Genomic DNA, 25,180 nt, shown 5'->3' with positions numbered 1-25,180 from the left:
GCGATTGCGCTTTACCGCGCGGTAACGCTCTCTTCGAGTGTCTCCGCCGGCTGCTCGTGCATGAACTCGAGCGCGAAGCCGTCTTCGAGGTTTCGGACCACGCGGCCCTGGACCCGGCCGAGCAAAACCGTCGATTTCAGCGGCGGGCGGTTCTCCGCGGCAATGGCCGCGCCCGACAGCGAGAGGTCGATGATGCGGCAGGTCATCTTGGTGCCGTCCTCGAGCGTCAGCACCGCGATCGGGTTGCGCGGCACGATACGGTCGTGGCGGCGGTCCTCCGGCAGGTTGAGGATGTCGCGGTTGGCGAGCCAGGTGAGCTGTGCCGCGAGCTTGTCGCGCTTCCTGGGCGTCGCCCCGATCGTCATGGCAAAGCCATTGTCGATGATACGGGTGATCTTGCCCTCGACGCGGCCGATATGGTCGAGATAGGCGACCACGCGGTCGCCGACATTGCCGATGCCGGGGGCGAGCAAGGCAAGGCCGCCCGGCGACATGTTGATCACCTGGCAGGGGAATTCGCGGCGGTCCGGCAGCATATAGCGGCCGAGCAGGTGCACCTTCACCCGCTGGAAACGCCGACGCTCCTCGGCGGCCGGAAGAAATTTTTTGTTCGCCAACGCCATTTTCAACACCCGACCCCCCGCCCGGGCGGAGTCCGGCACGACCCTAAGGTGCATAGGGTTAATGCCGCGTTAGGATCGGGCGCGCCGGTTACGGACAGACACAATCGAAAAGCCACATCCCGAGGGGAACCGGTCAAGCCGTCCGTGTCCCCCGCCGATGCAGCAGGAACAGCAGCGTCAGCAGCCCGGCGGCCGACAGCCCGAGCGACCAGTGGATGCCGATCGCGGCGCCGAACACACCGACGGTGATGCCGCTGAAGGCCCGCATGCCCAGCCCGGCCATATTATAAAGGCCGACGACGCGGCCGCGGATATCGTGCGGCGCGTTCAGCTGCACCAGCGCTTGCGCCATGGTGTTGAACGACAGCTCGAAGAAGCCGGCGAAGAACAGCAGCACGATCGCGACCGGGTAGATCCGCACCGCGGCGAAGCCGAGCAGCGCCACGCTCCAGAGCATTGCCAGCGTGATCGCGGTGCGCGGCGTGCCCTTGAGGCGTCCCCAGGATTCCAGCGCGATGCCGGCGAGCAGCGCGCCGGCCGCATCCGCCGCGAGCAGCACGCTGTAGGAAACGCCGGGATCGCCATGGCCAAGATCGCCGGCAAAGCCCGGCATCTGGGCGTGATAGGCATTGCCGATCATGAACGAGGTGAGGCCGGCAAGCCACGTCATCGCCGTCAGCACCGGCTGCGTGCCAATGGCGCGGATGGTGAGCACGATGTCGGCAAGGCCGCGCACGGCGAAGCGTCGCGCAGCCAGGCTCTTGTCCCGCACCGGGCCCAGAACAGCCAGAGCAGCATCGGCAGATAGAACAGAGTGTTGAAGATGATGCCGTGCGAGGCGCCGAGCGTCAGCATGATGATTCCGCCCACCGCAGGCCCGACCAGGATGCCGAGATAGCGCGCCATCGCGTTCAGCCGCACCGCGCTCGGCAAGTCGGCGGGGCCGACGAGGTCGTAGAGCAGCAGCTGGTTCGGCGTCTGCCACAGCACGCCGGCGCAGCCATGGATCACCAGCAGCAGCATCGCGTGCCACATCTGGATCGTGTCGGTCAGGAAGAAGAAGCCCCATCCGGCGGAAGCGACGATGAACAGCAGCATCCCGCACTGGATGATGCGGCGCGGATCGAACCGGTCGGCCAGCCCCCCGACGGCGACCGAAAACAGCAGGAACGGCAGCCAGTGCGACAGCACGGCAAAGCCGCCCAGCGTCGGCGAATGGAATTTCTGGAACACCACCCAATAGCTGATCACATGCTCGATATTGTCGGCCATCATCGCCAGCACATAGGCCGTGAACTGGAGGCGATACGGCACGGACCTCATCGCCGCGAACGAGCCGGACGCGACCACGGGATTTTGGGGGAGGGGGTTCAAGCGGGCACCTGGGTGGGACTGTTCGGGCCTTACACGTTCGCCGGCCGGTGCTCAAGACGCTTGGGTGTGTGTCCCGTAGCCCGGATGAGCGAAGCGACATCCGGGGCCGCTGTTTCCCGCATGTTGCTGAGCCTGTCATCGGGCGGCGCTTCGCGCCGACCCGTTGGCTCATGCGGGCTACGAACCGGTCTTACCCCAGCGACTTCACGTAAACCGCATAAGGCACGCCCAGAATATCCGGCGCCTCGCCAATCCTCGCAAATCCCATGCGCAGATACATCGGCAGCGCGACCGTCATGATCGGCGTCGTGTGCAGGGCGATCGCCTGCGACTGGTCGCGCTCGGCGCGGCGCAGGCATTCCTCAGTCAATTGCCGGCCGATGCCCTTGCCGCGCGCAGCGGGATCGACCACCAGCATGCGGATGACGGGCCAGGCCGGATCGAAGAATTCCGGCTTCGGCGCTTGCGCGCCGATATAGGCGACCGCGCCGACGATCCGGCCGCCGTCTTCGGCAACGATGATCTCGCCTGTCTTGGCAAGCAGCGGCATCTTCGCGACGTTGGCCGTGAACAGTGGCCAGTCGGAGAAGTGCGGCTCGAATTCGGCGAATGCGGCCAGCGCGACGCGTGTGATGGCTTCGGCATCCGCCGGCTGATAATCGCGCAGCATTGGCATCATCCTCGACCCGTAGCCCGGATGGAGCGCAGCGAAATCCGGGAAAGGCGTTCCCGTATTACGCTTCGCTCCATGCGGGCTACGAGACGGTCCGCTTGGCACGATCGCCCATCTCACATACGCTTGTCATCAGCCCGCACCATCAACCATAACAAAGCGGGCACCGAGGAAACAGCCATGCAACAGATCCGCGTTTGCACCCACGCAGGCCCCGGCAGCGAGCCCGTCATCCGCACCGTGCCGTGGCCTAAGGTCGGCCGCAAGGCCGCGCTGATCAAAGTCGGCGCCTGCGGGGTCTGCGGCACCGACCTGCATATCCTCAAGGGACACTGGCCGAAGCCGCTGCCATGGCCGTTCACGCTCGGCCACGAGCTCGGCGGTGTCATCGTCGAATGCGGCGACGAGTTCACCGAGGACTTCATGAGCAAGCCGCTGACCGTCGGCTCGAAGGTGATGATCCCGCCGCTGATGCCGTGCGGGCGCTGCTACTACTGCATCCATTATCCCCAGACCGCGAACAAATGCCTGACGCCGGTCTATTACGGCCGCTATCTCGGCTTCGACAAGGCGCCGCACATGTGGGGCGGCTGGGCCGAATATGTTTATGTCGATCTCGAGATGCTGCCGGGCACCAAGATCTACAAGCTGCCCGACGACATGTCGCTGCGCCTCGGCGCGCTGTCCGAGCCGCTGACCTCCTGCATCCGGGCCTTCAACCGTGCCACGCGCGCCGGCGGATTCAGCTGGGGTGACACCGTGGTGATCCAGGGCTCGGGCCCGATCGGTATTCTCGCAGTCGCCGCCGCCAAGGAGATGGGGGCAGGGCGCGTGAGCTGCGTCGGCGCGCCGGAGGAGCCGCGGCTCAAGCTCGCGCGCGAGTTCGGCGCGGAGGCGACCGTGAACATCGAGGAGCTCAAGTCGCCGCAGGACCGCATCGATCGCGTGCGGAAAATCGTCGGCGGCTTCGGCGCCGATCTCGTGATGGATTGCTCGGGCCATCCCACGGCCGGCCCCGAAGGCATCGAGATGCTGCGCGACGGCGGCACCTATGTCGAGATGGGCCAGTTCACCGACGCCGGCTCGATCGACACCTCATGGCACCGCATCTGCACCAAGGACCTCAACGTGCTGGGATCCTGGGGCTTTACCGGCAACGATCTGCCGCTCGGCGTCGACATGCTCTACCGCACGCGTGACAAATATCCGTGGCTGAAGATGCAGACGATCTACCCGTTCACCGAAGAGGGGGTCGCGCAGGCAGTGAAGGACGCGATGGCGATGAAGACGGTGAAGTCGACCATCGTGCCATGGCCGGAGCTGGTGGAATGAGGGCGTGTAGCCCGGATGAGCGAAGCGACATCCGGGGCCTTTCAAAGACTTTCCCGCATATCGCTTCGCTCATGCGGGCTACGAGGCGGAGTTCGGAATAAGGCACGAAATGACAAACGCACAGACTACCGATCCGGCCCGGCACTCACCTTTCAACGCCATCCGTGCGATCGACTACACCGTCATCTTCGTGCGCGACATGGCCGCGATGCGCCGCTTCTACGAAGACATCCTCGCCTTTCCCCTCTCGCGCGAGCTTTCGCCGAACTGGATCGAGTACGCCCTGGGCAGCAATACCCTGGCTCTGGCAAAACCGAGCCGGACCGCGTCCGATCCGCCGATCCCGGCAGGGAGCGCCTCGCTGCAACTGGCCTTCAAGGTCTCTGCAGCCGAGGTCGATCAATGCGCCGACGAGCTCGTGCGGCAGGGTGTGGCGCTGCTCTCGCCGCCGACAAACCAGTCCTTCGGACATCGCACGCTGTTCTTTCGCGACCCTGACGGCAATCTTCTGGAGGTCTATGCGGAGATCTGAGCGGGAGCCGATGCCTCAAAAGTTCCATCCGATATCCCCGAACTATTCACGCCGAGGTGAAACTTAGGCCCAAGTTCCGGCTTTCATTTCGCGGGAGAGGTGCCGTGAAACGAGTCCTGAAACCGGTTACTTACGTCCTGGCTGCGATCTACTTCCTGGTGGATGCGGTCTTCATGGCCGTGGCAAGGCCCATTGCGCGCTGGATCGGGCGGCATTTCGAATTCAGGCGATTGCGCGGCTGGATCAGATCGCTGCCGCCGTATCCCTCGCTCGCCCTGTTTTCCGTACCCGTCATCATTCTGGAGCCGATCAAGCCCTTGGCAGCCTACCTCGCTGCGACCGGTCAGTTCGTGAGCGGTGCGGCGACATTCATCGTCGGCGAATTGCTCAAACTGGTGCTGGTCGAGCGCCTGTTTCATCTCACGCGCGACAAGCTGATGCGAATTCCCGCTTTTGCCTGGGGTTACGGAAAATACGCCGCGGCGAAGGCGTGGCTGCAGGCGACCGAAGCCTGGCGCGCCATCCGGGCCCTGGCCCGCGCGGCCAAGGACACTGTTGTACGCGCAAAAGCCAGGCTGGTCGGCAGCTTCAGCAAGCTGGCCGCCTCCAGGGATTAGGCCGCGCCAGGCTCGTTGCTCGCTATGCGAGCTTGCGCGCTGCCGCGGTTGCCTTGTCGCCGGTGTTCGGTGTGCCGGTCGGCTCGATCAGCATGAGATGAACCTCCTCGCGGGCCACCGGGCGATGCTCGACACCCTTGGGCACGACGTAGAGCTCGCCCGGACCGAGCCTCACCGTGCGATCGCGCAGTTCGATGTCGAGACTGCCCTTCAGGACCAGGAAGAAATCGTCGGTGTCATCGTGCTTGTGCCAGGTGAACTCGCCCTTCACCTTCACCACCATCACGTCGCAATCGTTGAAGGTCGTGATCGTGCGCGGCGACCAATAATCCCCAAAGGTCGCGAGCTTGTCGGCAAGCGATATTCCGTCGGCCATGTGTCCTCCAGTTTGTTTTCAGTGAGGCACGATTTGGGATCGAAGATCCGGCGCGGCAAGGGCTCGCAGCCGGTCAATCGCGGGCTTGGCTAGCACTTCGATGGCCATCACCTTGCAGCAGAGCGTGCAGTCGCCGCAGGTGCGTTTGATGGAGGACGTCACGCGGTCATTCCCGACAGTGCTTCAACATCGTCATTGCGAGCGCAGCGAAGCAATCCAGAATCTTTCCGCGGTGGCAGTCTGGATTGCTTCGCTGCGCTCGCAATGACGGAGTTTATGGCATCGGAATCCATCTCTCTCGTGTCCCGGGCGTGGCAAGGGGTCAGATGCGGCTGCACCCAAGGTTAATGGAGGTGGCCGCAAAAATCCGCTGCAACCTTCAGGCGCGGCTCTCTCCGGAAAGCCATGCATCAAAGGCATGGTGATTTGGCAGCACTTGGCGTAAAGAGCCCCCAATCAAATCGCCAGCGTGCGGCCAGGCCCATTGCCGCGCACGCCAGCTCAGGACCGCCGGTGTCATCGTTCCGCGCCTGAATTAACCAAGGTTTCCCATCCCGTGTCTCTTCCGGCCCTGACCCCGCCGCTCGCCCGCGCTTTGGCCGAGCGGAACTATGATTCACTGACGCCCGTCCAGCTCGCGGTGCTCGCCCACGAAGCCACCAGCCGCGACCTTCTGGTCTCGGCCCAGACCGGCTCCGGCAAGACGGTCGCCTATGGATTGGCGATCGCCAAAAATCTTCTCGATGATGCCGAGCAGTTCGAGCAGGCCGGTGCGCCGCTCGCCCTGATCGTGGCGCCGACCCGCGAGCTCGCCCTTCAGGTTCAGCGCGAGCTGGCCTGGCTGTATGGCCACGCAGGCGGGCGCGTCGTCTCCTGTGTCGGCGGTATGGATCCGCGGCGCGAGCAGCGCGAACTCGCCGCCGGCGCGCACATCGTGGTCGGCACGCCCGGGCGTCTGTGCGATCATCTTCGGCGCGGCCGGCTCGACATCTCCGAACTCGCCGCCGTCGTGCTCGACGAGGCCGACGAGATGCTCAATCTCGGCTTTCGCGAGGACATGGAGTTCATCCTCGAGACCACGCCGGAGACGCGCCGCACCCTGCTGTTCTCGGCGACATTTCCGCGCGGCATCGTCGCGCTCGCGAAGCAGTATCAGCGCGACGCCTTCCGGATCGAGGTCGCCGGCGACGAAGGCGGTCATGCCGATATCGAGTATCGGGCGATCCGCATCGCGCCCGCCGATGCCGAGCACGCGGTCGTCAACGTGCTGCGCTTCTACGAGGCGCCGAGCGCGCTGGTGTTTTGCAGCACGCGCGATCACGTCAGGCATTTGCAGGCGGCGCTCTTGGAGCGCGGTTTTGCCGTGGTCGCCCTGTCGGGCGAGCTGACGCAGAACGAGCGCACCCTGGCGCTGCAGTCGCTGCGCGACGGTCGCGCCCGCGTCTGTGTCGCGACCGACGTTGCCGCCCGCGGCATCGATCTGCCGAGCCTCGACCTCGTCATCCATGCCGATTTGCCCAATGACGCCGAGGTGATGCAGCATCGCTCGGGCCGCACTGGGCGCGCAGGCCGGAAGGGGACGAGCGTCCTGCTGGTGCCGCCCGCGCGGCGGCGGCGTGCGGAGCTGCTGCTCAATCTCGCGGGCGTCGACGCGGACTGGGGCACGGCGCCCCAGGCCGATGAAATCCGCAAGCTCGATCACGCGCGCATGAAGGACGTGCTGTTCACCGAGGAGACGGCTCCCGACGATCTGGCCTTGGCGCAGGCGCTATTGGCCGAGCGATCGGCCGAGGACATCGCCGCGGCGCTCGCGCGGCTGTATCGCGCGCGGCTGCCGTCGCCCGAAGACATCATCGATCCCGGCGAGCGGACCGGCCGGCCGCGCGACGATCGCGGTCGCGACAGGTTTGAAGGCGGTGACGATCGTCCCGCCAAGCCTCGGGCGAAATCCGGAAAGGCGTCGCCGAAGCACGCCATGGCGGAGGGCAGCGTCTGGTTCCGCGCCGCGATCGGGCGGCGCAAGAATGCGGAGGCGCGCTGGCTGCTGCCGATGATCTGCCGCCGCGGCGGCATCGACAAGCGCGACATCGGCGCCATCAAGATCATGGACACCACCACCGAGTTCGAGATTTCCGAGCGGGTCGCGGAGTCCTTTGCCGCGAAGGTCAAGCGTCCGGACAAGGAGGACAGCATCCGCATCGAGCCGATGGCGGAGGCACCGCAGCGAGAAGAGCGTTCGGAGGAGCGATCACACGCGCCTCGGCGTGAGCGTGGCGACAGCGACCATCGTGAGCGTCGCGACGACCGCGTGCGTGAGGCCGGCGGATTCAAGCCGCGAGACAAGGGGCACGGCGAGCGCAAGCCGAAATTCGACGAGGCTCCGTCGTTCGGAAAGAGAAAGAAACACAAGAACAAGCCGGGCCACGCCGAGCCTTCGGTCACGGCTTGGCCGGCGAAGGGCGCGCCGGGAAAGAAGCCAAAGAAGAAGCGTCGGGGCTGAACGTCAGTTTGACAGCACTGGTATGAGCAATGCCACCGGATCGCTCCGGCGGCATCACTTGATAGATCAGGTGTGAGATCAGCGGCCGCCGCCGCCACCGCCACCACCACCTCCGCCGCCACCACCACCGCCGCCGGCATCACGCAGCGACGTATTGTAGCGAGGATCGGTCTGCTTCATGTAGATCGGTGAGATATCATGGGTGGGGCGAGCGACGCGACGTCCGCCGCCCTGGTTCGGCAGATCGATCAGGCCGGCACAGCCCTCGAAGAAGGCGAACTCGCAGCCATAGGTGCGATACTGCGCCGCGTTGGCGCTGGTCGCGCTGAACGCAGCCGTCGCAGCGAATGCAATCAAGGCAACTTTCGACAATGTGAGTTTCATGGACTTTCTCCAGTCTCGGTTCGGCGAGACCGGAACGGCCCGCACAGTCCTTCGACGGGAGCTCGCCGGAAGCGGTTCGAGGCGCGGCTTCACGCCCGCGTGAGCCCGGATGGTCCTGGGACGTTACGTCGCGGCGAGGTCGCGGAGCATGTAGGTCGCGCCGTCGCCGTAGGAGGCGAGCTTTGCGCGCAATTCCGCATCCGCCGATACCGGCCGAAAGCCGAACCGCTCCCACAGCGGCCGCGTGGCGTAGACCGAGACCAGCGCGAGCGCCGCTATGCCTGACGCACGAGCCAGCTTCTCGATATCAGCAACATAAGCGCGCGACGCGCCGCCGCGGACATCGGGCAGCACGGCGACGTCGTGCACATAGATGCAATCGGCATCGGCGGGGATGAGTTCGAGGAAAGCATCAAGCGGTGGAATCCGGTGCCGCTTCCAGGGATGCGCGAGGCCGTAACCGACGGTCTCGTCGTCCGCGATGAGCGCGCGGCAGCCGTCGCGATAGAGCCGCATCTTTTCCGCGAGCACCTCGGGTCGTTCCGGAAGGTCGGGATGGATGCGCGCCGCGATCGCGCTGATCGCGGGCAGGTCGGAGGCGCGCGCGGGACGCCAATGCGGCTTGCTCATGTCGGTCGTCGTTCCGTCTCACTCATTCCAGTTTATTCCGCCGCGCCGGTCCGCGCAGCGAAAAATATCTTTGCCGCGCGCGCAGGAATACGGCCCCTGGCGCGGCGTCCTATCCATGCAAGCCAATTGCATGACAGGAGACACCATGACGTCCTCGATCCGCCTCGCGCTCACGCTCGCCGTCTCACTCGCGATCGTTCCCGCCGCGTTCGCCGCGCCGCCGACCAAGACCGGCAAGACCGACAAGGGCAACGTGCTCACCGACGCCAAGGGCATGACGCTCTACACCTTCGACAAGGATGCGGACGGCAAGTCGGCCTGCAACGGGCCGTGTGCGACCAACTGGCCGGTGCTGAAGGCAGAGGCGACCGACGCCCCCGGCGACGGCTACACCATCATCGCGCGCGACGACGGCTCCAGGCAATGGGCCTACAAGGGCAAGCCGCTCTACACCTTCGCCAAGGACCAGAAGCCCGGCGACATCACCGGCGACGGCTTCTTGAACGGTGCCTGGCATCTGGCGATGCCCTGACGGGTGCGCGGCACAGATCCGGTGCGCCGTCTTATGGAGGCAGGTGCACCGGAGCGAAGGCGGGCCGCCGCGGGGAGGGAAACGGTGTAAATCCGGCAAAAAAGATCACGTTGATAGCGCGATCATTTGCCTCGCAGCAGGGCGCTGCTGCGCTGATCTCAAGTTGGCGCACGCGATCGCAACAACTTCAAAGATGCAAAGCGCGGTCTGCGCCGCTTCGCCGCATCAATTGAACAAATTCGCGCTGAGAGTCTGAAAGCGAACCGAACCGGGCAGTTTCTTCGGTCATAGTCAGTCCTGCAAGGGGACGGGGGCGGTTATCCGCAGCAACAATCCCACCGCATTGAAAGTAGCAGTATTGGTGTCCTGGTGCGGCACGCACCTCGACGCTGCGGGGAATCTTCAATCCGTGATCTAGTTTCGCTTGAAAGGATGAAAGCCCGTGAGTGATGCCAATGTGAAAGTCGAGACCAATGCCGCTCGGCAAGACGTGGGGGCCAACGGAAGCGCAAAGTTCCAGTTCGACGTACCGTTCTTCAACATGCAGACGATGTTCGGCAGTTTCGCCGAGCAGGGCGCCACGCGGGCCCAGGCAAATTTTGCGAAGGTGAGGGCGACTTCGGAGGAAGTCACCACCGCTCTCTGCGATGCCTATTCGACCAATGCCAAGCGTGCCGCCGACTACGGCATCAAGCTCGTCGAAATATCCCACATCAATACTACCTCCACGCTGGACTTCATTTCCCAGCTCGCCGATGCGAGGTCGTTTGCCGATCTCGTCAATCTCTCCACCGCCCACAGTCGCAAGACCTTCGAAGCAACTTCGGCTCAGAACCGCGAACTCTGGGACCTCGCCCAGAAGGTCGCGACGGAAACGGCCGAGCCGATCAAGCAGAGCTTCAACCGGGTATTGCGTAGCGCTGCTTGAATCGAAGCGGTTGGCCGCGCGGATCGGCTGGACGAGCGTCTCCACAAGAAGAGAAGCCGTCCAGCCGATTGCGGCCTCCCTCACTGCTGAGGTGATTCCAAGCTGGAGGAAATCACGATGGGTATGGTGATGATCAAGTGCCCGGAAACGGGAGATGCCATTCCGACGGGCATCGAGATGGATGGCGAGAGGTTTCGGTGCAGTGCGGTGTTCTTTTCGCGCACCTATTGCAGGATGTGCGCCGCGACGCACGAATGGTTCGCCAGAGAGGCGTGGGTCTACGAGTCGGTCTTGGCGAAGGGCGGGTCCGGGGGGAGGCAGCCAATCCGCGCCGGTGCGGCGTGAAGGACCCTTGGCGCATCCTGCGAAACGATCCGATCGATCCTGCGGCTCATCACCTTGTAGCACTCACAGGCGATGATCTCGAGCCGGTGCCTGTCGATCTCCAGCTGGCCGCGCCGGTTGGATTTGATTGCCCGTGATGAGCGCAACGCGCTCACCACGTGCGTGACCGTGGTGCGGCGGACGCCGAGCAATTCCGACAGCGTCTCCTGTGTCAAGGGCAGGATGTCACCACCATCCGTCCGGTCGTGGATGTGCAGCAGCCAGCGGGCGAGGCGGGCCTCGACCGAATGCAGAGCATTGCAGGCTGCGACGTGCTGGAATTGCGTCAGCAGCGTCCTGGTGAGAAGCTGAACCGAGCTTGCAATGGCGGGACTGCGTTCGAGCGCATTGTGAAATCGTGCGGGCGAAATCTGCAGCGCCGTCCCGGCCACGCGGACGACCGCAGTCATGGGCGATCGGATCGGGCCGAGCGCCGTCATAAGTCCGACAGCGCCGTCGTTGCCGATCACGGCAGTTGCCGCCGTCTGTCCGTTCGGCAGCTCCATGATGAGGGCGATCGCGCCGCTGCAGGGAAAGGAGAGGTGCTCGATCTTGTCGCCCGATCGAACCAGGACTGCGTCGTGCTGAAGCTCTACTTTTCGCAAATGAGGTGCAAGCAACGCGAAATCGGCCGGCGGTAACGCAGCTAACAACCGATTACCAACTCTTCTCGCGTGCTCCATCACGGGAATTTTCCCTGGACGGACGCCCGGCAGACGCATCTTCACCAATCGAGCTGCGCTGCCGCTTGCCACGGCAAACGAATAAACTCGTCTTAAAAGCTAAGGTTCCGCTGACGTATTGGCAAGCCGGTGCGCGAATGCGTTTGATCTCGATCAAGCCTTCGAAGATCGGGCCGGCCGTGTGCAAAGCTGCGCGTCTGACGCGAGCGCCGCTCCTAGCGCAGCCCCTCATACACCATCAGCCCGCGGGCGATCTGCAGTTTGCGGATCGCGCGCGGCAGCAGCTTCTCCGGCTGGTGCAGGTAGCGCCAGGAGGTGAGGGTGAAGGCTGAAAGCGCGCCGCATTCGTCGTCGAACGGCGCGAGCACGCCGGTGACGCTCACCGGCGTATGCGGGCGGGCGTTGAAGGGCAGCAGCAGGAGTTCGAGATGCGCCTTGCTACCGTCCTCGCGTGTGGCGGTGACGCCGGCGATCGCACCAAGCGTCTCGTCGGCGACGATGGTCGCGATGTCCTCGATCTCGCTGCGGCTGGCTGGCGTGAACAACGCCGCAAAGCTCCGGTCCTTGAGGTCGGTCCCGGCAAGCGCGCAGACACGGGTGCCGGCAACGCGGAAGGGGAAGCCGAGATTGGGCTCGCAGGACAGCACGAAGATGTCGCCGAGCAGGCCGCGCACCGCGGCCGGATCGATGTCGGCCCGGTCAGGGGCCCGCGCAGTACCGCGCTTCTTGTCCCAATACGCGAAAAATGCGCGGCTCGACGGATGTTTCATGGCTGACGCTAACCCCGGGGCGCAACCTCGCGGGACAGATCTGTCCCGCTTCAGTGCACCCGCGATCCCTTCTGTTGTTGTGCAGGAGGGGATTTGCAGCGTCCATGCCGCGGGGGCGTTTTCGCGCCTGTTAAGGCGGTCTTTGCGTCGTTAACGTTAAATTAACTATGCGCTTTGCGCCTCGCGCGGCCCTGCTATGGTGACCGCGGTCGCAAGCCTCGCCGCTTTTCTCCAGGTTCTCGGCGGGGTCTGTACACAGGGCGTCAAACAGTTTGGCCACGGGCCGGGGAGGGGTGGGGATACACCTTCATTCCCTAGGGCATCGGAAGGCCGACACGGACAGGCAGGGCTTTCCCAGGGCCCTGCCTTTTCCTTTTGTGCACTCTTTCGTGTCCCGGACGCAGTGCAGCGCGTCAGCGATGCACTGCAGAGCCGGGACCCAGTCAGCCAGCCCAAAAGCTCAGTTCGTCGGTCAGATCGCGCCAGTCCGGATTGAGATCTTCGATCAGTTTAAGCTTCCAGGCGCGGCGCCAACGCTTCAGCGAATGTTCGCGCGCCCGTGCTTCGAGGATGGAACCATAGGTCTCGAAATAGACGAGCAATGTGACCCCGTACTGCTTTGTAAATCCGGGCACGAGCTTGGCCTTGTGGGCGACCATCCGGCGGACGAGGTCGTTGGTGACGCCGACATATAACGTGCCGTTTCGTTTGCTCGCCAGGATGTAGACGAAGAAGGCAGTTTGCATCGGCCAAGTCCGAAAATTGAACTACCTAAGATTGCACGGTTCGAACGTGCCGCCAATCTGGGTCCCGGCTCTGCGGCGCGTCACTTCGTGCCGCGCCTTGTCCGGGACACGAGATGAAGCCGGCTGGCAGCTATCCGTGCCCCGGACGCAGCGCAGCGCTTCTTCAGCGGTGCGCTGCTGAGCCGGGGCCCAGTGTTGGCCGAGCCCCATCCCACCTTTTCCTTTTGTGCACTTGCGCAAGGCCTGCAAAGGCGACTATCTCCAAGCCTGTCGCTCCGATCGCGCCTGAAAGCGAAGCTGCCTTGGATTCCCCGCAAGATTCGTCGCCGGACGTGCCGGCTGTCCATGAGGAGGCTCCGCGCGAGCCGATCCTGACGCTGCCGGTGGCGCTGACCGCCTATATCGCCCTGCTGGCGCTGATCCATCTGCGGGTGCTGCTGCCTCCGGAGCTCGAGAACTGGACCATCGACGTCTTCGGCTTCATCCCGAAGCGCTACGATTCCTCGCTGCTCAACCTGCAGATCCCCGGCGGCGCCGGCGCCAAGGTCTGGAGCTTCGTCACCTATTCGCTGCTGCATGCCAACCTGACCCATCTCGGCTTCAACGTGCTGTGGCTGCTGCCGTTCGGCAGCGCGCTGGCGCGGCGCTTCGGCGCGGTCAGGTTCTTCGTCTTCATGGCGGTGACGGCGGCGGCCGGCGCGCTTGCCCATCTCGTCACCCATGAGCATGCGGTGGCGCCGATGATCGGCGCTTCGGCCTCGGTGTCGGGCGCGATGGCAGCCGCGATCCGCTTCGCCTTCGCCCGCGGCAGCTTCCTCTCCTTCAGCCGTTCGGACGCCGATACCGCCGCAAAAGTTCCCGCGCTGCCGCTGTCGTGTGCGCTGCGCGACGGGCGGGTGGTCGGCTTCCTCGCAGTCTGGTTCGGCGTCAACATCATCTTTGGCGTCGGCGCGATCGGCATCGATGCCGAAACCACGAGCGTCGCCTGGCAGGCACATATCGGCGGCTTCTTCGCCGGCCTGTTGCTGTTCGCGCTGTTCGATCCCGTGCCGCGCGTGCGAAACGATGCTGCGGATGCGTCATCACAGGACGTTTCAGACCGCATTTGAAGCTGTGCTTGCGGCCCGGCCCGAATTCATCCATCATTCGCGTGAAGAATGTTCCGAAGCGACAAGCCGATAGAGGCAGCGCTTCGACAAGTGCGCGAGCGTGAAACCCGCGCCAAAACTGTTAGTTGAAGACTCGCGAACAAGTCCGGACCGCCAAAAGCGGACGGCTCCGATTCAGGGAGGCGGCAATGACGGTACGTTCCATTCTCAACACCAAGGGCCACCAGATCATGAGCGTCGAGCCCGACGTCAAGCTGTCGGCCGCGATCAAGCTGCTCGGTGAGAAGAAAATCGGCGCGGTGCTGGTGATGAACCAGAGCCGGCTGGAAGGCATCCTGTCCGAGCGCGACATCGTGCGCGTGCTCGGCGACCGCGGCGCCGGCGTGCTGGAGGAGCCGGTCTCGGAGGTCATGACCCGCAAGGTCGTCACCTGCAAGGAGACCGACACCGTCGCCGAGCTGATGGAGACGATGACGACAGGCAAGTTCCGCCATCTGCCCGTGCTCGACAACGGCAAGGTGGTCGGCCTGATCTCGATCGGCGACATCGTCAAATGGCGGGTTCGCGAATACGAGACCGAGCAGGAAGCCCTGCGCGACTACATCAAGACGGCCTGACGAGCCCCACGCGTCCGCCTTACTCGCCCGCTTTGGGCGCGTGGCCCGCGGGCGCCGGCGCGAGCACATCGATCGCCTCCTGGATCGACTCCAGCGCGCGCTCGGCGGCGCGCGTGCCGTGCGCGATCAGGTCCTCGCCGCGGTGGAAGTCGAACCAGCCGAAGTGGCCGACCCTCGGCGTGATCAACATATCGGGCGGATCGCCGGCGAGGCGCGCGCGGGTGATGCGGTCCTGCATGATGTTGAACGCATCGACCATCACCGAGGAGATGCCGGGCCGTCCGCCGCCGCCGAAGAACTCGCGCTTCATGGTCTTCTCGGGCGAGAACAGGCGCGGAAAGCGCCGCTTGGTCGGCGTCGCCTCGGCCTCGGAGACGACCGGGGCGGGCGCCGCGCCATGCGCATGGATCGTCGTGGAATGGGTGAAGACGTCGCTGGAAAGATTTGCGGCGATGACGATTTCGGCGCCGAGCGCCCGGGCGGCCGAGACCGGCACCGGATTGACCAGCGTGCCGTCGACCAGCCAGCGGTCGCCGATCAGGACCGGTGAGAAGATGCCGGGCAGGGCGTAGGACGCCCGCATCGCGTCGACCATGCGGCCGCGCGTCAGCCAGATCTCGTGGCCGGTGCGGACCTCGGTCGCAACAGCGGCGAACTTGACGGGCAGGTCCTCGATCAGGGTTTGGCCGATCGCCTTCTCGAGCCGGGTTGCCAGCTTCTCGCCGCCGATCAGGCCGGAGCCGTTGAGGCGGATGTCGAGATAGCCGAGGATGTTGCGCATGCCCTGCAGGCTGCGCCCCCACTCTTCGAACGTATCGAGCCGACCGGCCGCATGGAGGCCGCCGACCACGGCGCCGATCGAGGTACCGACCACGACGTCGGGCACGATGCCGTTGGCAATCAGGGTCCTCAGGATCCCGATATGGGCAAAGCCGCGCGCCGCGCCGCCGCCGAGCGCGAGGCCAATGACCGGCCGGCGGATGCTCCCCAAGCCGACCTTCTCACCGACTTTTTCGCCGACTTTTTCGCCGGCTTGCTCGCCGTTGGAGCCGTTCGAGCCGCGGCCCTTCAAGATCTCCAGCACTAAAACTCTCCTACGCTGGGACAGCCCGCCGCCAGACTAGGCATCCCACTTGCGCTCCGCCATATCAGGGGCGAAGCATGGTTTATGCCGCTTTGGAAAAGGCGCTGGGCAGGAGTATGGCGAGGGCTGTTGCCTTAAGTCTAATCATGCGGCGTCAGCCGGGTTCCAAAGATTGGATCGGGGCCGTATTTCCTGGGATATCCGAGGCTTGAATTTGCCGCGTTTTCGGTGAAAAGCAGGGAACATGACACGCGGGGGTGACGGCATCATCGGATGGCGGCGCAGCGGCAGGCTGCTGCCGGCGCTGATCCTTGCTGCCTGCCTCGTGACATCAGGCCAAAACGCTGCGCAGGCGCAGCTTTTCTCCGATCGCCCGCCGCCGGTGCCCCCGGCTTCGGTGCCAGATCCCGGTGGCGCCGTCAGCTTGGCGCCCCCTTCCGGCCCGGGGGCCGGCCCGCCGAGTCTGCCGCCCACCCTGACCCAGCCGGTGACGCCCAGCATGCCGCCGCCCGCGGTCACGACCGTGCCACCCGCCGCGCCGCTCAATGCGGCCGTGCCCGGCCAGGGTGTGCTGTCGCTGACCGCGAGATACGGCAAGGATTCCGCTCCGATCAGCAGCGGCCTGGTCTGGCGGGTGTTTGCCGACCGTCCCGACGAGAACGGCACCTTCAAGCTGATCAAAGAGGACCGCAGCGCCACGCCGAACATCGTGCTGCCGCCCGGCAACTACGTCGTCCACGTCGCCTTCGGCCTCGTCAGCGCGGTGCGCACCGTCAGCCTCAAGGCCGAGACCGATCGCGAATCCTTCGTGCTGCCGGCGGGGGGCTTACGCATCGAAGGCCGCGTCGGCACCAGCCGCATTCCGCAGAACCAGATCTCGTTTGCGATCTACAAGGGCAGCCAGTTCGAATCCGGCGAGCGTGCCTCGCTGGTGCCCAACGTCGCCGCCGGCGACGTCGTGCTGATCCCGGAGGGCACCTATTACATCGTCTCCAACTATGGCGATGCCAATTCGGTGGTGCGCTCGGACATCCGCGTCCAGGCCGGCAAGCTCACCGACGTCACCATCACCCACCGCGCCGCCGTCATCACGCTCAAGCTCGTCAGCGACAGGGGCGGCGAGGCGCTCGCCAACACCGCCTGGTCGGTGCTAACGCCCGGCGGCGACGTCATCAAGGAATCGATCGGTGCCTTCCCGCGCGTCGTGCTCTCCGAAGGCGAATACCGCGCCATCGCCAAGAACGAGGGCAAGGTCTACGAGCGTGGCTTCAACGTCGTGAACGGCGTCGACGGCGAAGTGGAAGTCGTGGCGCGGTAGTCCTTCGCCTCTCCCCGCCTGCGGGGAGAGGCCTGGAATGCGCGCGAAGCGCGGAATCCGGGTGAGGGGGACTCTCCACGAGTTGCTCTGATGGATGTAGCGTCGGATCTCCCCACACCGTCATTGCGAGCGCAGCGAAGCAATCCAGAATCGTTCCGCGGAGGCACTCTGGATTGCTTCGCTGCGCTCGCAATGACGAGGAGGCTGCCGCCGGCTCGGATAATAGAGGTTATCCAGGCCGGGCATCGGCTTCGTTCCGTTCAGTCCCCTCGGCAAGGGCTTTCTGACCGGCGCGATCACCGAGCGAACGACGTTTGACGCAAGCGACTTCCGCAACATCGTACCGCGCTTCTCATCCAGCGCACGAAAGGCCAAGCAGACGCTGGTCGAACTGCTCGGCGAGATCGCTGCGGCGAAGCAGGCGACGCCGGCGCAGATCGCGCTGGCAGGCTGCTGGCGCAGACGGTGGTAACGTTGTCCGAGGCCGATCTCGCTGCGATTGCAGCGGTGCTGGCCAGGTGGCCGTGCAAGGTGACCGCTATCCCGCCCATCTCCAGGCGCGAGTCGGCCGCTAACAGATGTTGATGTGGGCCTCGGTGAGCGTTTGCTTACCGTGCTTTACGTCTTGTGTTCCGGTTTGAATACGCGTGCGAGCGCTATCAAGCGTCACCGCAAGGCCGGTTAACACCGATAGCGTCGGCTTATTCCGCGGACGTCGCGACGTCGTCACGGCCGGTGGAAGATACGTAATTCCGATAATCAATTTTATTCTCTTTCCATCCTGCTGCGTTATATGTCGAGCATCCGTCCAATGGGGGACGCCGGGGCAGGCTGGTGGCCTGCGAGACCGGAGGAGCAGGGACCAAGCCCGTCGGCATGTTCGAAGTGATCCTTACCAGGCGCAAACGGTTCGGCTGGCGGTGGCAGGTGTGCGACCAGTCCGGCAAGATCTTTGCCGACGGGTTCGAACGCACCCGGCCGGCCGCCAAATATCACGGCGAGCGCGCGTTGTTTTTCCTGCTGTCGCAAGCTCACTTGCGCAAACGCTCCGCGGCGTCGAGCGAGGACTAGCCGGGCGCACTGCCTCGTAGCCCGGATGAGCGAAGCGACACCCGGGACCGCTGGTGCCGTGAGGCCCCGGATATCGCTTCGCTCATCCGGGTTACGAGACCTTGCGCTGCCCGTCGGGCAAAACACCCCAATTGTCGGTCAATCCACGTCACCAAAAATATTCCACTTTACCGAAATTCGGAATTGGCGGATAGTGCGCGCACTCCGGCCCAAGGAAGAGGGCGTATCGCGATCGTCACGAACGCGGGCCGGGCGGCGGTGGACGTGAGCCACACCGGCGCGAAAGGCTTCGCAGGGCAGGCAACTGTGAGCGAAGACCTCGCGCCAGCGACAGGTGCGGTTCGCGTACGGCAAAATCGTGTGGTCCTGACGCCCGGGGTCTGTGCGTCAAGTCTTGCGGTGATGTTGCGGCCCGACCGGGTCCGCGCATCAGTCATCCGCACGGCGACGGGGGCAATAGTGCATCGCTCCCCGGGGAGAGCGCGACATAAGCCGTAAAACCACTGCGCAGGGAAGGCCGGATGTTTGGCTTCACCTGTATGCCGCTGTGCAAATTCCTTGTTGCCACCTTTCGCACAGTGGACCGTGGGTGCCCGGCCGGCACCCGGTCTTCCCTGCGCCCTCTTTCACTGGGGGTGAGGCATCGAGGCAAAGCTCGGGCGAAACATGCCGCGAGGACGCGAACCTATGTTGGTCATCGAACGACGGTCTCGTGCCCCGGACGCTGCGCAGCACGAAGTGATGCGCTGCAGAGCCGGGGCCCATGTAGCAGCAAGCGGTGTGGCCTTCTGGGTCCCGGCTCTGCGCAGCAGCGTAAGAACGCTGCGGCGCGTCCGGGACACGAGAGTTATGTACGGCGCTCCTGCACATTCCGTCATTGCGAGCGCAGCGAAGCAATCCAGAAATGTATCCGCGGAAAGACTGCTTCGCTGCGCTCGCAATGACGATGTTGATGCAGGCGCGCCAAACCTCTCCAACGTCGTCCTGGCGAAAGCCAGGACCCATTACCCCGGTCGGCGTCGTCAAAGTTCAGCGTGGCCACCAGCGTTCGCCACCACGAAGTTCAGTGGCTATGGGTCCTGGCTTTCGCCAGGACGACACCGAGAGTGACGCGACGCTGTCGCCATCTCATCACGCATACGCAAAGCACAGCCGTCATAGTCTCTAACGCGCACTAACCAACACCTGACTTAAAACTGTCATAATCACTGAATGGAACCTGCGCCCGCGCGCTCTTTACACGTCATTAAGTGCACCTGCATTGGATGCGCCGGGAAAGTGCGTTGGGGACTGCGATGACTGCCGCAAAGAAGATGCCGGGAAAACCGGCCGCCGAAATGTTCGACGACATCCCGGTGCTTCAGCGCAAATGGCGTGCCGCGTTGAAGCCGGGTGAGCGGCTGCCGCGCTATGAGGACGTGATGCTCGGCAGCCTCGGCCGGCTCGCCGACCACATCGCGCTCTTGAAGAACGACGGTGCGCTCGAACTGTCGCGCAGCGGCCGCTACGTGCAGAAATGGCTCGGCGAGGAGCGCTGGGACATCCCGGTCGAGGAGCTCTCGCCGGATTGCGCCACGGCGCTGTCGGAAGCGGCGGCGAGCGCGCTGGCGAACGGCCGGCCGCACCAGGCGAGCGCGCATTGCGTACGCGACGGCATGGTCAGGACCTATGACGTGCTGGCGCTGCCGACCGCCTCGCGCTGGGGCGCCACGCTGGTCGGCGCCTATGTCAACGAGCGCGGCGCGCAATACAATCTGCTGGATGCGATCTTCTCCGCGACGGACGATGCGGTGATCTCGCTGGCGACGCTGCGCGACGCCGGGGGCAAGCCGTTCGATCTCCAGATCGTGCACCACAACAAGAGCGCAGGCGTGCTGCTGGAGGCCGCAGGCGCTAGCCTGTTGTGGCGCCGGATCGGCGAGGGCGGCACGCTGCTGGCATCGCCCGATGTCATGGAATTCCTGCTCAGGTCCATCTCCGGCGGCCGCGGCGAACAGCTCGAGATCGAGCACGAGGATCGCCATCTCCGCCTCAGCGCCACTGCCTTCGCCGACGTGGTCTCGCTGACGATCTCCGACGTCACCGCCTTGAAGCGGCGCGACGCCTCGTTCCGCCTGCTGTTCGACAACAACCCGATGCCGATGTGGGTGTTCGACGCCGAGAGCAAGGAGTTTCTCAGCGTCAACGATGCCGCGGTCCAGCATTACGGCTACAGCCGCGCCACTTTCCTGCGCATGAAGCTGCACGAGATCTGGCCGCAGGACGAGTGGGACAGTCACGCCGAGGCCCTCGAACGCGTCGGCGACACCTATCACTCCCCGCGCAACTGGCGGCATCTGCGCGCCGACGGCAGCGAGATCGAGGTGCTCACCTTCGGCCGCCGCGTCGCATTCAACGATCGCGACGGCTACCTGGTCGCGGTGGTCGACATCACCGAGCGGCGCAAGGCGGAGGCGCGCATCGCCCACATGGCGCACCATGACGGGCTCACCGACCTGCCGAACCGCGAATATTTCCAGGAGCGACTGAAGCAGGCGCTCGACCAGGCCGGGGGCAAGCGCGTCGGCGTGCTCTACATCGACCTCGACCTGTTCAAGAACATCAACGATTCCTTTGGACATCCCTCGGGCGACCGTCTGCTCAAGGAGGTCGCCGAGCGCCTGACCATTGCCGTCCGCGGTGCCAATCTCGCGGCCCGGCTCGGCGGCGACGAGTTCGCCGTGATCCTGGCCGCCGACGTCTCGCCGAACGAGGCCAGTGCCTGCGCGAGCCTGCTGATCGACATGCTGAAGGCGCCCTATGAGATCGACGGGCAGGAGATGGTGATCGGCGCCAGCATCGGCATCGCGCTGTCGCCTGGTGACGGCGTGACGTCGGAGCAGTTGATGCGCAACGCCGATATGGCGCTGTACCGGGCGAAGTCCGATGGCGGCGGCGTGCATCATTTCTTCGAGCGCGAGATGGACCTGCAGGCGCAGAAGCGCCGCGACATGGAGCTCGATCTGCGCCGGGCCTTCGCCAATGGCGAGTTCGAGCTGCACTATCAGCCGCTGGTGTCGATTGCCTCCGACCGCATCTCCGGCTTCGAGTCGCTGCTGCGCTGGCGCCACCCCGACAAGGGCATGATCTCGCCGGCGGAGTTCATTCCGGTCGCCGAAGACATCGGCCTGATCACCCAGCTCGGCGAATGGGTGCTGCGCGAGGCCTGCGCCGAAGCGGTGAAATGGCCCGTCGACGTCAAGGTCGCCGTCAACCTGTCGCCGGCGCAATTCCGCAGCCGCAACCTTGTCCAGGTCGTGATCTCGGCGCTGGCGCAGTCCGGCCTGTCGCCGAAGCGGCTGGAGCTGGAGATCACCGAGTCGATCTTCCTGGCCGAGACCGACGCCAATCTCGCGATCCTGCACCAGGTGCGCGAGCTCGGCGTCGGCATCTCCATGGATGATTTCGGTACCGGCTATTCCAGCCTCAGCTATCTCAGAAGCTTCCCGTTCGACAAGATCAAGATCGACCGCTCCTTCGTGAAGGATCTGGCGCGGCGTCCCGATTGCGGCGCGATCGTGCGCGCGATCTCCGGGCTCGGCCGCAGCCTCAACATCACCACGACCGCTGAGGGCGTCGAGACCGAGGATCAGCTCGACTGGCTGCGCGCCGAAGGCTGCAACGAGGTGCAGGGCTTTCTGTTCAGTGCGGCGCGGCCCGCCGCGGAGATCGCGACATTGCTGGCCAAGTTCGGCCAGCGCGCCTCACGGGCGGCGTAGCGCCTCGGGGAAGCAGTCGTAGACCAGCGCCTTGAAGGCGGGCGTGATGCGGCTGCGCTCGTTCTGGGTCTGCTGCATCATGAGGTAGACCATGTCGAGCTTGGGATCGACGCCGAAATAGGTGCCGCTGCCACTGTCCCATTTCAACTCGCCGATCGATCCCGCCGGCGGCGGCTTCGCGTTGCCGGGATCGGTGCGTACGCCGATGCCGTAGCCATAGCCGAAGCCGTCACCCGGGAAATAGAAATAGTCGCGCCCCACACCCGAGCCGGGCCCGATATGATCGGTCGTCATCGCCTTGAACGCGGCGGGGCTGAGGTAACGCTTGCCCTCGAACTCGCCGCCATTGAGCAGCATCTGCGAGAAGCGTTGATAGTCGGTGATGGACGACAACAGCCCGCCGCCGCCGGATTCCCATTCGGGATGGGCGAGGCGGTCGCGCTCGCCGGCGAGCAGGATCGGGTCGTTCGGCAGCGGCCGCGCCATCCGCGCGCGCTCCTCCGGTGTCGTCAGCACGAATTTGGTGCTGGTCATGCCGAGCGGATCGAGAATGCGCTGCTTGAGGAACTGGTACAGTGTCTGGCCGGAGATGATCTCGATGATGGCGCCGAGCACGTCGGTGGAATGGCCGTAGCGCCACAGCGTCCCGGGCTGGCGCGTCAGCGGCAGCTTGGCGATACGGTCGGCGAACTGTCTGTTGTTGAAGGGGCCCTCGAAAATATTGGCGGCCTGGTAAACCTGCATCACCCAGGGGGCGCCGATATAGTCGTAGCTGATGCCCGAGGTGTGCCGCAGCAGATCCTCGATGTTGACGGGACGGATCGGCGGCTCGAGTTCGACCGTCGATGTCCCCTCCGGCTCTATTCCGACCTTGGTGTCGGCAAAGAGCGGGACGTATTTCGACGCGGGATCGGTGAGCGCGAGCTTGTCCTCGTCGATCAGCATCATCGCGCCGAGGCACGTGATCGGCTTGGTCATCGAGTGGATGGCGAAGATCGTGTCCGGCGTCATCGCGAGGCCGGTCCTGGTGTCGCGCACGCCGAAGGTCTTGAGATAGACCGGCTTGCCGTGCTGCTGCACCAGGATCACGGCGCCCGGCAGCCGGCCGCTCGTGACCTCGTTGTTGAAATAGGCGGTGATGCGCTCGAGCCCGTCGGGCGACGGAGCAGGGATGTTGGCGGCACGGCCCCGTGCCATCGTGCCGGCGAGCAGTGCGGCTCCGACCAGAAATTCACGACGCTTCATCCGGGCTTCCTCCCTCTGCGGGATCAAAGCCGCAAGATGCCGAAGGCGTCAACAAGCCATCGGTTAAAATCGCGTCACGATTTCCGAAAGGAACGGTCGCGGCCGGTCCTCGCCGAGCTTGGCCGGCCTCGCAATTGGGAGCAGCCGCCTACATGGCACGAACGCTGGCGAGGAATTTATCGACCTGGACCTTGATCCCCTGGGGCGGATTGCGGCAACTCGATCAGTTGACGAGCACCGCACCGTCGCATCGCACGCCGGAAACCCATACGTCCGCTTGCCCGATTCCGACGCCGAGTGCGGCAAGCGTGGATGCGAGTATCTGATCGATCGAGCTCGTGGCGCCGGAAAGGATATTGGCGATCGTCGAGCCGGCGCCGGGCAGCGGCAGCGCGAGGGGGCCGGTCGTGACTGTCAAGCTCATGTCCCTGAGCAGGCTCGACATCAACGATGAGGTGAAACTTGTCGTGGTGACTGTCTTGATTGTCTGAGCCTGAATGTCGGCGTAGCTGAAGTCGACCTGCTTTGCCGCGGTATTGCTGATTTCAGCATGAGCGCGGCCGGTGATGGTCACGCCAGATAGGTTGACCAATGCGGCGGGCGGAGGGTTCGGCTTGGTCCTGAAATTGGTCATGTCGGCCATCGAAACGTTGCCGACCCAGGCGTCGACGACGCCAGGGGTAACGCCGAGCGTGACAGTCGAACTGCTGATGTCGGGCCGTCCGCAGGAGATGCCGGACAGCGTGGCCGTACCCGGTGCCACCTCGACATAAATCGGCAGATTGACTGAAGGAATGCCGCCGCTGCCTGCGAGCTGGATCGTGATCAGGACGCGCGTCTGGGCCGTGTGGACGCTTGCGCCCTGGGCACCGACGGCGAACCAGCCCGAGCCCACGGGACGTTCGCCGACCGTGGCGACGACGGAAACCTGCGTGATCCCAGGCAGGTTGAGGTTCACGCTGGTTGCGATCTGATTGGTTCCGTTCGCAACAGCGGCGGTGCCGGCCAGCAAGCTCAAGAGCGAGAGGCTGGCTCCGACCTTCGGCTTCTGGCCAATTGCGAGGCTGCCGTAAGGCCCAAGATCCAGGAGCGATCCCGGAGCAATCCGGGTTGACTGTGCGGATGTGGCCTGGGCGATGCTCGACAAGGTGATCGTGGCCGCGTTGTTGCCATTGGCGGTCTGTTGCGTCGTCAGCATGGCCGCAAGAAAGTCGGCCATCTTAATGTTGCTGCTCAGGACATTGTCGTAAGTCGGGCCGGTCACATTGGCCCGCGTCGCGACCGCAGAGAGGAAATCGAGCGCGTCGATGCGCGCGTTCGCGAGTGCCTGATAGTCCATGGCCGTCAGTGAAAGGTTTGTGCCCAGCATTGACCCAAGCATGGCGTTGATCAGCCCGCCGTTGACCGCAAGAAGGCGTGAGCCGATCGCAAACGAAGCAAGGGCCGTGCTCGATGCCGTTGCTGTGGTCTTGATCGTATATTGGCTCGAACCGGTGATGTAACGGGCGAAATAGAGCGGTGTCTTTGTTTCGAGGGTGACCCGCGCGGCCGTCGGCGTTCCTGTTGCCGGCGTGACGAAGCGCTTGTCCGGCGTTACGGCAGCATTGGCCGTGTAATTTCCAAGCTCGACGCCGACCAGCGCGTTCGCCGGATAGTTGTTGCGCACGACGGTCGCAGAGGCGGCATTGGTGGCGTTGTTCAGGTTGCCGGCAGCGACGATCGCTGCGAGGTCCGCTGCGCTCTGGGCCTTGCGCCTGTCGGCGAAGATCGCGCCGAGATCCACCCCAAGCGCGGCGAAGCCGATGACCAGGGTCATCACAATCGCTCCCAGGATCGCAACGTTGCCCCGATCGTCGGAGGCAAACCGGCGCACGAGGTGCTGTGCCGATTTCAT

The 25,180-nt window shown here is 64.6% G+C and carries 23 protein-coding genes and 2 pseudogenes; 13 read left to right on the top strand and 12 right to left on the bottom strand.

All coding sequences use genetic code 11. The features are described from left to right. Positions 1-11 precede the first annotated feature (11 nt). The 3 genes and pseudogenes from IQ16_RS09540 to IQ16_RS09530 form a co-directional block, all read right to left on the bottom strand. The gene (locus tag IQ16_RS09540; RefSeq protein ID WP_026312634.1) at positions 12-623 is read right to left on the bottom strand and encodes a PilZ domain-containing protein; all 612 of its coding nucleotides are present in this window, start codon (positions 621-623) and stop codon (positions 12-14) included. Between the two features lie 133 nt (positions 624-756). After that, a pseudogene (locus IQ16_RS09535) lies at positions 757-1,946 on the bottom strand (MFS transporter). A 241-nt stretch (positions 1,947-2,187) separates the two neighbouring features. Continuing rightward, the gene (locus tag IQ16_RS09530) at positions 2,188-2,667 is read right to left on the bottom strand and encodes a GNAT family N-acetyltransferase (protein WP_145831413.1); all 480 of its coding nucleotides are present in this window, start codon (positions 2,665-2,667) and stop codon (positions 2,188-2,190) included. Between the two features lie 183 nt (positions 2,668-2,850). On the opposite strand from IQ16_RS09530, the gene IQ16_RS09525 reads away from it, so the two are divergent. From IQ16_RS09525 to IQ16_RS09515, 3 genes are all read left to right on the top strand, one after another. Beyond that, the gene (locus IQ16_RS09525; protein ID WP_026312635.1) at positions 2,851-4,002 is read left to right on the top strand and encodes a zinc-binding dehydrogenase; all 1,152 of its coding nucleotides are present in this window, start codon (positions 2,851-2,853) and stop codon (positions 4,000-4,002) included. A gap of 109 nt (positions 4,003-4,111) precedes the next feature. Continuing rightward, complete coding sequence (locus IQ16_RS09520) at positions 4,112-4,534, top strand: VOC family protein (protein ID WP_026312636.1); 423 nt, start codon at positions 4,112-4,114, stop codon at positions 4,532-4,534. 104 nt (positions 4,535-4,638) lie between these two features. Continuing rightward, a complete protein-coding gene (locus tag IQ16_RS09515; RefSeq protein WP_026312637.1) occupies positions 4,639-5,151 on the top strand; it encodes a hypothetical protein in 513 nt (170 codons plus the stop codon). Between the two features lie 22 nt (positions 5,152-5,173). Here IQ16_RS09515 and IQ16_RS09510 read toward each other — a convergent pair whose 3' ends face one another. Beyond that, complete coding sequence (locus IQ16_RS09510; protein ID WP_018647082.1) at positions 5,174-5,527, bottom strand: cupin domain-containing protein; 354 nt, start codon at positions 5,525-5,527, stop codon at positions 5,174-5,176. A 100-nt stretch (positions 5,528-5,627) separates the two neighbouring features. Between IQ16_RS09510 and IQ16_RS45535 the strand changes: the two genes are divergently transcribed. Both IQ16_RS45535 and IQ16_RS09505 read left to right on the top strand, forming a co-directional pair. Continuing rightward, on the top strand, positions 5,628-5,795 hold the full coding sequence (locus IQ16_RS45535; RefSeq protein ID WP_018647083.1) for a hypothetical protein: 168 nt from the start codon (positions 5,628-5,630) through the stop codon (positions 5,793-5,795). Positions 5,796-6,083: 288 nt separating this feature from the next. Continuing rightward, positions 6,084-8,027: a DEAD/DEAH box helicase gene (locus IQ16_RS09505; RefSeq protein ID WP_051123056.1), complete on the top strand. Its 1,944-nt coding sequence runs from the start codon at positions 6,084-6,086 to the stop codon at positions 8,025-8,027. A gap of 78 nt (positions 8,028-8,105) precedes the next feature. Here IQ16_RS09505 and IQ16_RS09500 read toward each other — a convergent pair whose 3' ends face one another. Next, entirely contained in the window at positions 8,106-8,411 is a 306-nt protein-coding gene (locus IQ16_RS09500; protein WP_018647084.1) for a hypothetical protein, read from the bottom strand. A gap of 123 nt (positions 8,412-8,534) precedes the next feature. Next, on the bottom strand, positions 8,535-9,041 hold the full coding sequence (locus IQ16_RS09495; protein WP_018647085.1) for a GNAT family N-acetyltransferase: 507 nt from the start codon (positions 9,039-9,041) through the stop codon (positions 8,535-8,537). 145 nt (positions 9,042-9,186) lie between these two features. On the opposite strand from IQ16_RS09495, the gene IQ16_RS09490 reads away from it, so the two are divergent. After that, on the top strand, positions 9,187-9,573 hold the full coding sequence (locus IQ16_RS09490) for a COG4315 family predicted lipoprotein (protein WP_018647086.1): 387 nt from the start codon (positions 9,187-9,189) through the stop codon (positions 9,571-9,573). 442 nt (positions 9,574-10,015) lie between these two features. Then, positions 10,016-10,501 carry a phasin gene (locus IQ16_RS09485; protein ID WP_018647087.1) on the top strand — a complete coding sequence of 162 codons (486 nt, stop codon included), beginning with the start codon at positions 10,016-10,018 and terminating at the stop codon, positions 10,499-10,501. A 278-nt stretch (positions 10,502-10,779) separates the two neighbouring features. Here IQ16_RS09485 and IQ16_RS09475 read toward each other — a convergent pair whose 3' ends face one another. The 3 genes from IQ16_RS09475 to IQ16_RS09465 form a co-directional block, all read right to left on the bottom strand. Beyond that, positions 10,780-11,571, bottom strand: coding sequence for a Crp/Fnr family transcriptional regulator (locus IQ16_RS09475; RefSeq protein ID WP_035667869.1), 792 nt, complete (start codon positions 11,569-11,571; stop codon positions 10,780-10,782). A gap of 212 nt (positions 11,572-11,783) precedes the next feature. Next, positions 11,784-12,338, bottom strand: a complete 555-nt coding sequence (locus tag IQ16_RS09470; protein ID WP_018647090.1) for a PAS domain-containing protein — start codon at positions 12,336-12,338, stop codon at positions 11,784-11,786. Positions 12,339-12,781: 443 nt separating this feature from the next. Next, positions 12,782-13,084, bottom strand: a complete 303-nt coding sequence (locus IQ16_RS09465; protein WP_018647113.1) for a GIY-YIG nuclease family protein — start codon at positions 13,082-13,084, stop codon at positions 12,782-12,784. 302 nt (positions 13,085-13,386) lie between these two features. On the opposite strand from IQ16_RS09465, the gene IQ16_RS09460 reads away from it, so the two are divergent. Further along, complete coding sequence (locus IQ16_RS09460; protein ID WP_018647114.1) at positions 13,387-14,193, top strand: rhomboid family intramembrane serine protease; 807 nt, start codon at positions 13,387-13,389, stop codon at positions 14,191-14,193. Positions 14,194-14,381: 188 nt separating this feature from the next. Then, positions 14,382-14,810 (top strand): CBS domain-containing protein, encoded by a 429-nt coding sequence (locus IQ16_RS09455; protein ID WP_018647115.1) that lies wholly within the window; start codon positions 14,382-14,384, stop codon positions 14,808-14,810. Between the two features lie 19 nt (positions 14,811-14,829). Here the strand turns inward: IQ16_RS09455 and IQ16_RS09450 are convergent, their stop codons facing one another. Further along, positions 14,830-15,894 (bottom strand): patatin-like phospholipase family protein, encoded by a 1,065-nt coding sequence (locus IQ16_RS09450; protein ID WP_018647116.1) that lies wholly within the window; start codon positions 15,892-15,894, stop codon positions 14,830-14,832. Positions 15,895-16,138: 244 nt separating this feature from the next. Between IQ16_RS09450 and IQ16_RS09445 the strand changes: the two genes are divergently transcribed. The 4 genes and pseudogenes from IQ16_RS09445 (at position 16,139) to IQ16_RS09415 (ending at position 22,041) form a co-directional block, all read left to right on the top strand. After that, positions 16,139-17,212, top strand: coding sequence for a hypothetical protein (locus IQ16_RS09445; RefSeq protein ID WP_018647117.1), 1,074 nt, complete (start codon positions 16,139-16,141; stop codon positions 17,210-17,212). Between the two features lie 229 nt (positions 17,213-17,441). Continuing rightward, positions 17,442-17,787 (top strand): annotated as a pseudogene (locus IQ16_RS09435) (aldo/keto reductase); the annotation flags it as partial. A 301-nt stretch (positions 17,788-18,088) separates the two neighbouring features. Then, on the top strand, positions 18,089-18,283 hold the full coding sequence (locus IQ16_RS09430) for a hypothetical protein (RefSeq protein WP_035667931.1): 195 nt from the start codon (positions 18,089-18,091) through the stop codon (positions 18,281-18,283). Positions 18,284-19,578: 1,295 nt separating this feature from the next. Further along, entirely contained in the window at positions 19,579-22,041 is a 2,463-nt protein-coding gene (locus IQ16_RS09415) for a putative bifunctional diguanylate cyclase/phosphodiesterase (protein ID WP_026312644.1), read from the top strand. On the opposite strand, the gene IQ16_RS09410 is transcribed toward IQ16_RS09415, so the two are convergent. Together IQ16_RS09410 and IQ16_RS09405 are read right to left on the bottom strand one after the other, a co-directional pair. After that, the gene (locus IQ16_RS09410) at positions 22,027-23,286 is read right to left on the bottom strand and encodes a serine hydrolase domain-containing protein (RefSeq protein WP_018647121.1); all 1,260 of its coding nucleotides are present in this window, start codon (positions 23,284-23,286) and stop codon (positions 22,027-22,029) included. The genes IQ16_RS09415 and IQ16_RS09410 overlap by 15 nt on opposite strands. A 223-nt stretch (positions 23,287-23,509) precedes the next feature. Further along, complete coding sequence (locus tag IQ16_RS09405) at positions 23,510-25,180, bottom strand: pilus assembly protein TadG-related protein (RefSeq protein WP_018647122.1); 1,671 nt, start codon at positions 25,178-25,180, stop codon at positions 23,510-23,512.

The sequence above is a fragment of the Bradyrhizobium huanghuaihaiense genome (genome assembly GCF_007830635.1).
GTDB classification, from domain to species: Bacteria; Pseudomonadota; Alphaproteobacteria; order Rhizobiales; family Xanthobacteraceae; genus Bradyrhizobium; species Bradyrhizobium huanghuaihaiense.
The sequence above is the reverse complement of the archived record's forward strand: the minus strand, read 5'-3'. Positions and strand labels throughout refer to the sequence as shown.

Excerpts from the sequence above, each read along its gene's own strand:
- IQ16_RS09540 (WP_026312634.1), bottom strand. The coding sequence starts at position 623 with ATGGCGTTGGCGAACAAAAAATTTCTTCCGGCCGCCGAGGAGCGTCGG.
- IQ16_RS09530 (WP_145831413.1), bottom strand. The coding sequence starts at position 2,667 with ATGCTGCGCGATTATCAGCCGGCGGATGCCGAAGCCATCACACGCGTC.
- IQ16_RS09525 (WP_026312635.1), top strand. The coding sequence starts at position 2,851 with ATGCAACAGATCCGCGTTTGCACCCACGCAGGCCCCGGCAGCGAGCCC.
- IQ16_RS09520 (WP_026312636.1), top strand. The coding sequence starts at position 4,112 with ATGACAAACGCACAGACTACCGATCCGGCCCGGCACTCACCTTTCAAC.
- IQ16_RS09510 (WP_018647082.1), bottom strand. The coding sequence starts at position 5,527 with ATGGCCGACGGAATATCGCTTGCCGACAAGCTCGCGACCTTTGGGGAT.
- IQ16_RS45535 (WP_018647083.1), top strand. The coding sequence starts at position 5,628 with ATGGCCATCACCTTGCAGCAGAGCGTGCAGTCGCCGCAGGTGCGTTTG.
- IQ16_RS09500 (WP_018647084.1), bottom strand. The coding sequence starts at position 8,411 with ATGAAACTCACATTGTCGAAAGTTGCCTTGATTGCATTCGCTGCGACG.
- IQ16_RS09495 (WP_018647085.1), bottom strand. The coding sequence starts at position 9,041 with ATGAGCAAGCCGCATTGGCGTCCCGCGCGCGCCTCCGACCTGCCCGCG.
- IQ16_RS09490 (WP_018647086.1), top strand. The coding sequence starts at position 9,187 with ATGACGTCCTCGATCCGCCTCGCGCTCACGCTCGCCGTCTCACTCGCG.
- IQ16_RS09470 (WP_018647090.1), bottom strand. The coding sequence starts at position 12,338 with ATGAAACATCCGTCGAGCCGCGCATTTTTCGCGTATTGGGACAAGAAG.
- IQ16_RS09465 (WP_018647113.1), bottom strand. The coding sequence starts at position 13,084 with ATGCAAACTGCCTTCTTCGTCTACATCCTGGCGAGCAAACGAAACGGC.
- IQ16_RS09455 (WP_018647115.1), top strand. The coding sequence starts at position 14,382 with ATGACGGTACGTTCCATTCTCAACACCAAGGGCCACCAGATCATGAGC.
- IQ16_RS09445 (WP_018647117.1), top strand. The coding sequence starts at position 16,139 with ATGACACGCGGGGGTGACGGCATCATCGGATGGCGGCGCAGCGGCAGG.
- IQ16_RS09430 (WP_035667931.1), top strand. The coding sequence starts at position 18,089 with ATGTTCGAAGTGATCCTTACCAGGCGCAAACGGTTCGGCTGGCGGTGG.
- IQ16_RS09415 (WP_026312644.1), top strand. The coding sequence starts at position 19,579 with ATGACTGCCGCAAAGAAGATGCCGGGAAAACCGGCCGCCGAAATGTTC.
- IQ16_RS09410 (WP_018647121.1), bottom strand. The coding sequence starts at position 23,286 with ATGAAGCGTCGTGAATTTCTGGTCGGAGCCGCACTGCTCGCCGGCACG.
- IQ16_RS09405 (WP_018647122.1), bottom strand. The coding sequence starts at position 25,180 with ATGAAATCGGCACAGCACCTCGTGCGCCGGTTTGCCTCCGACGATCGG.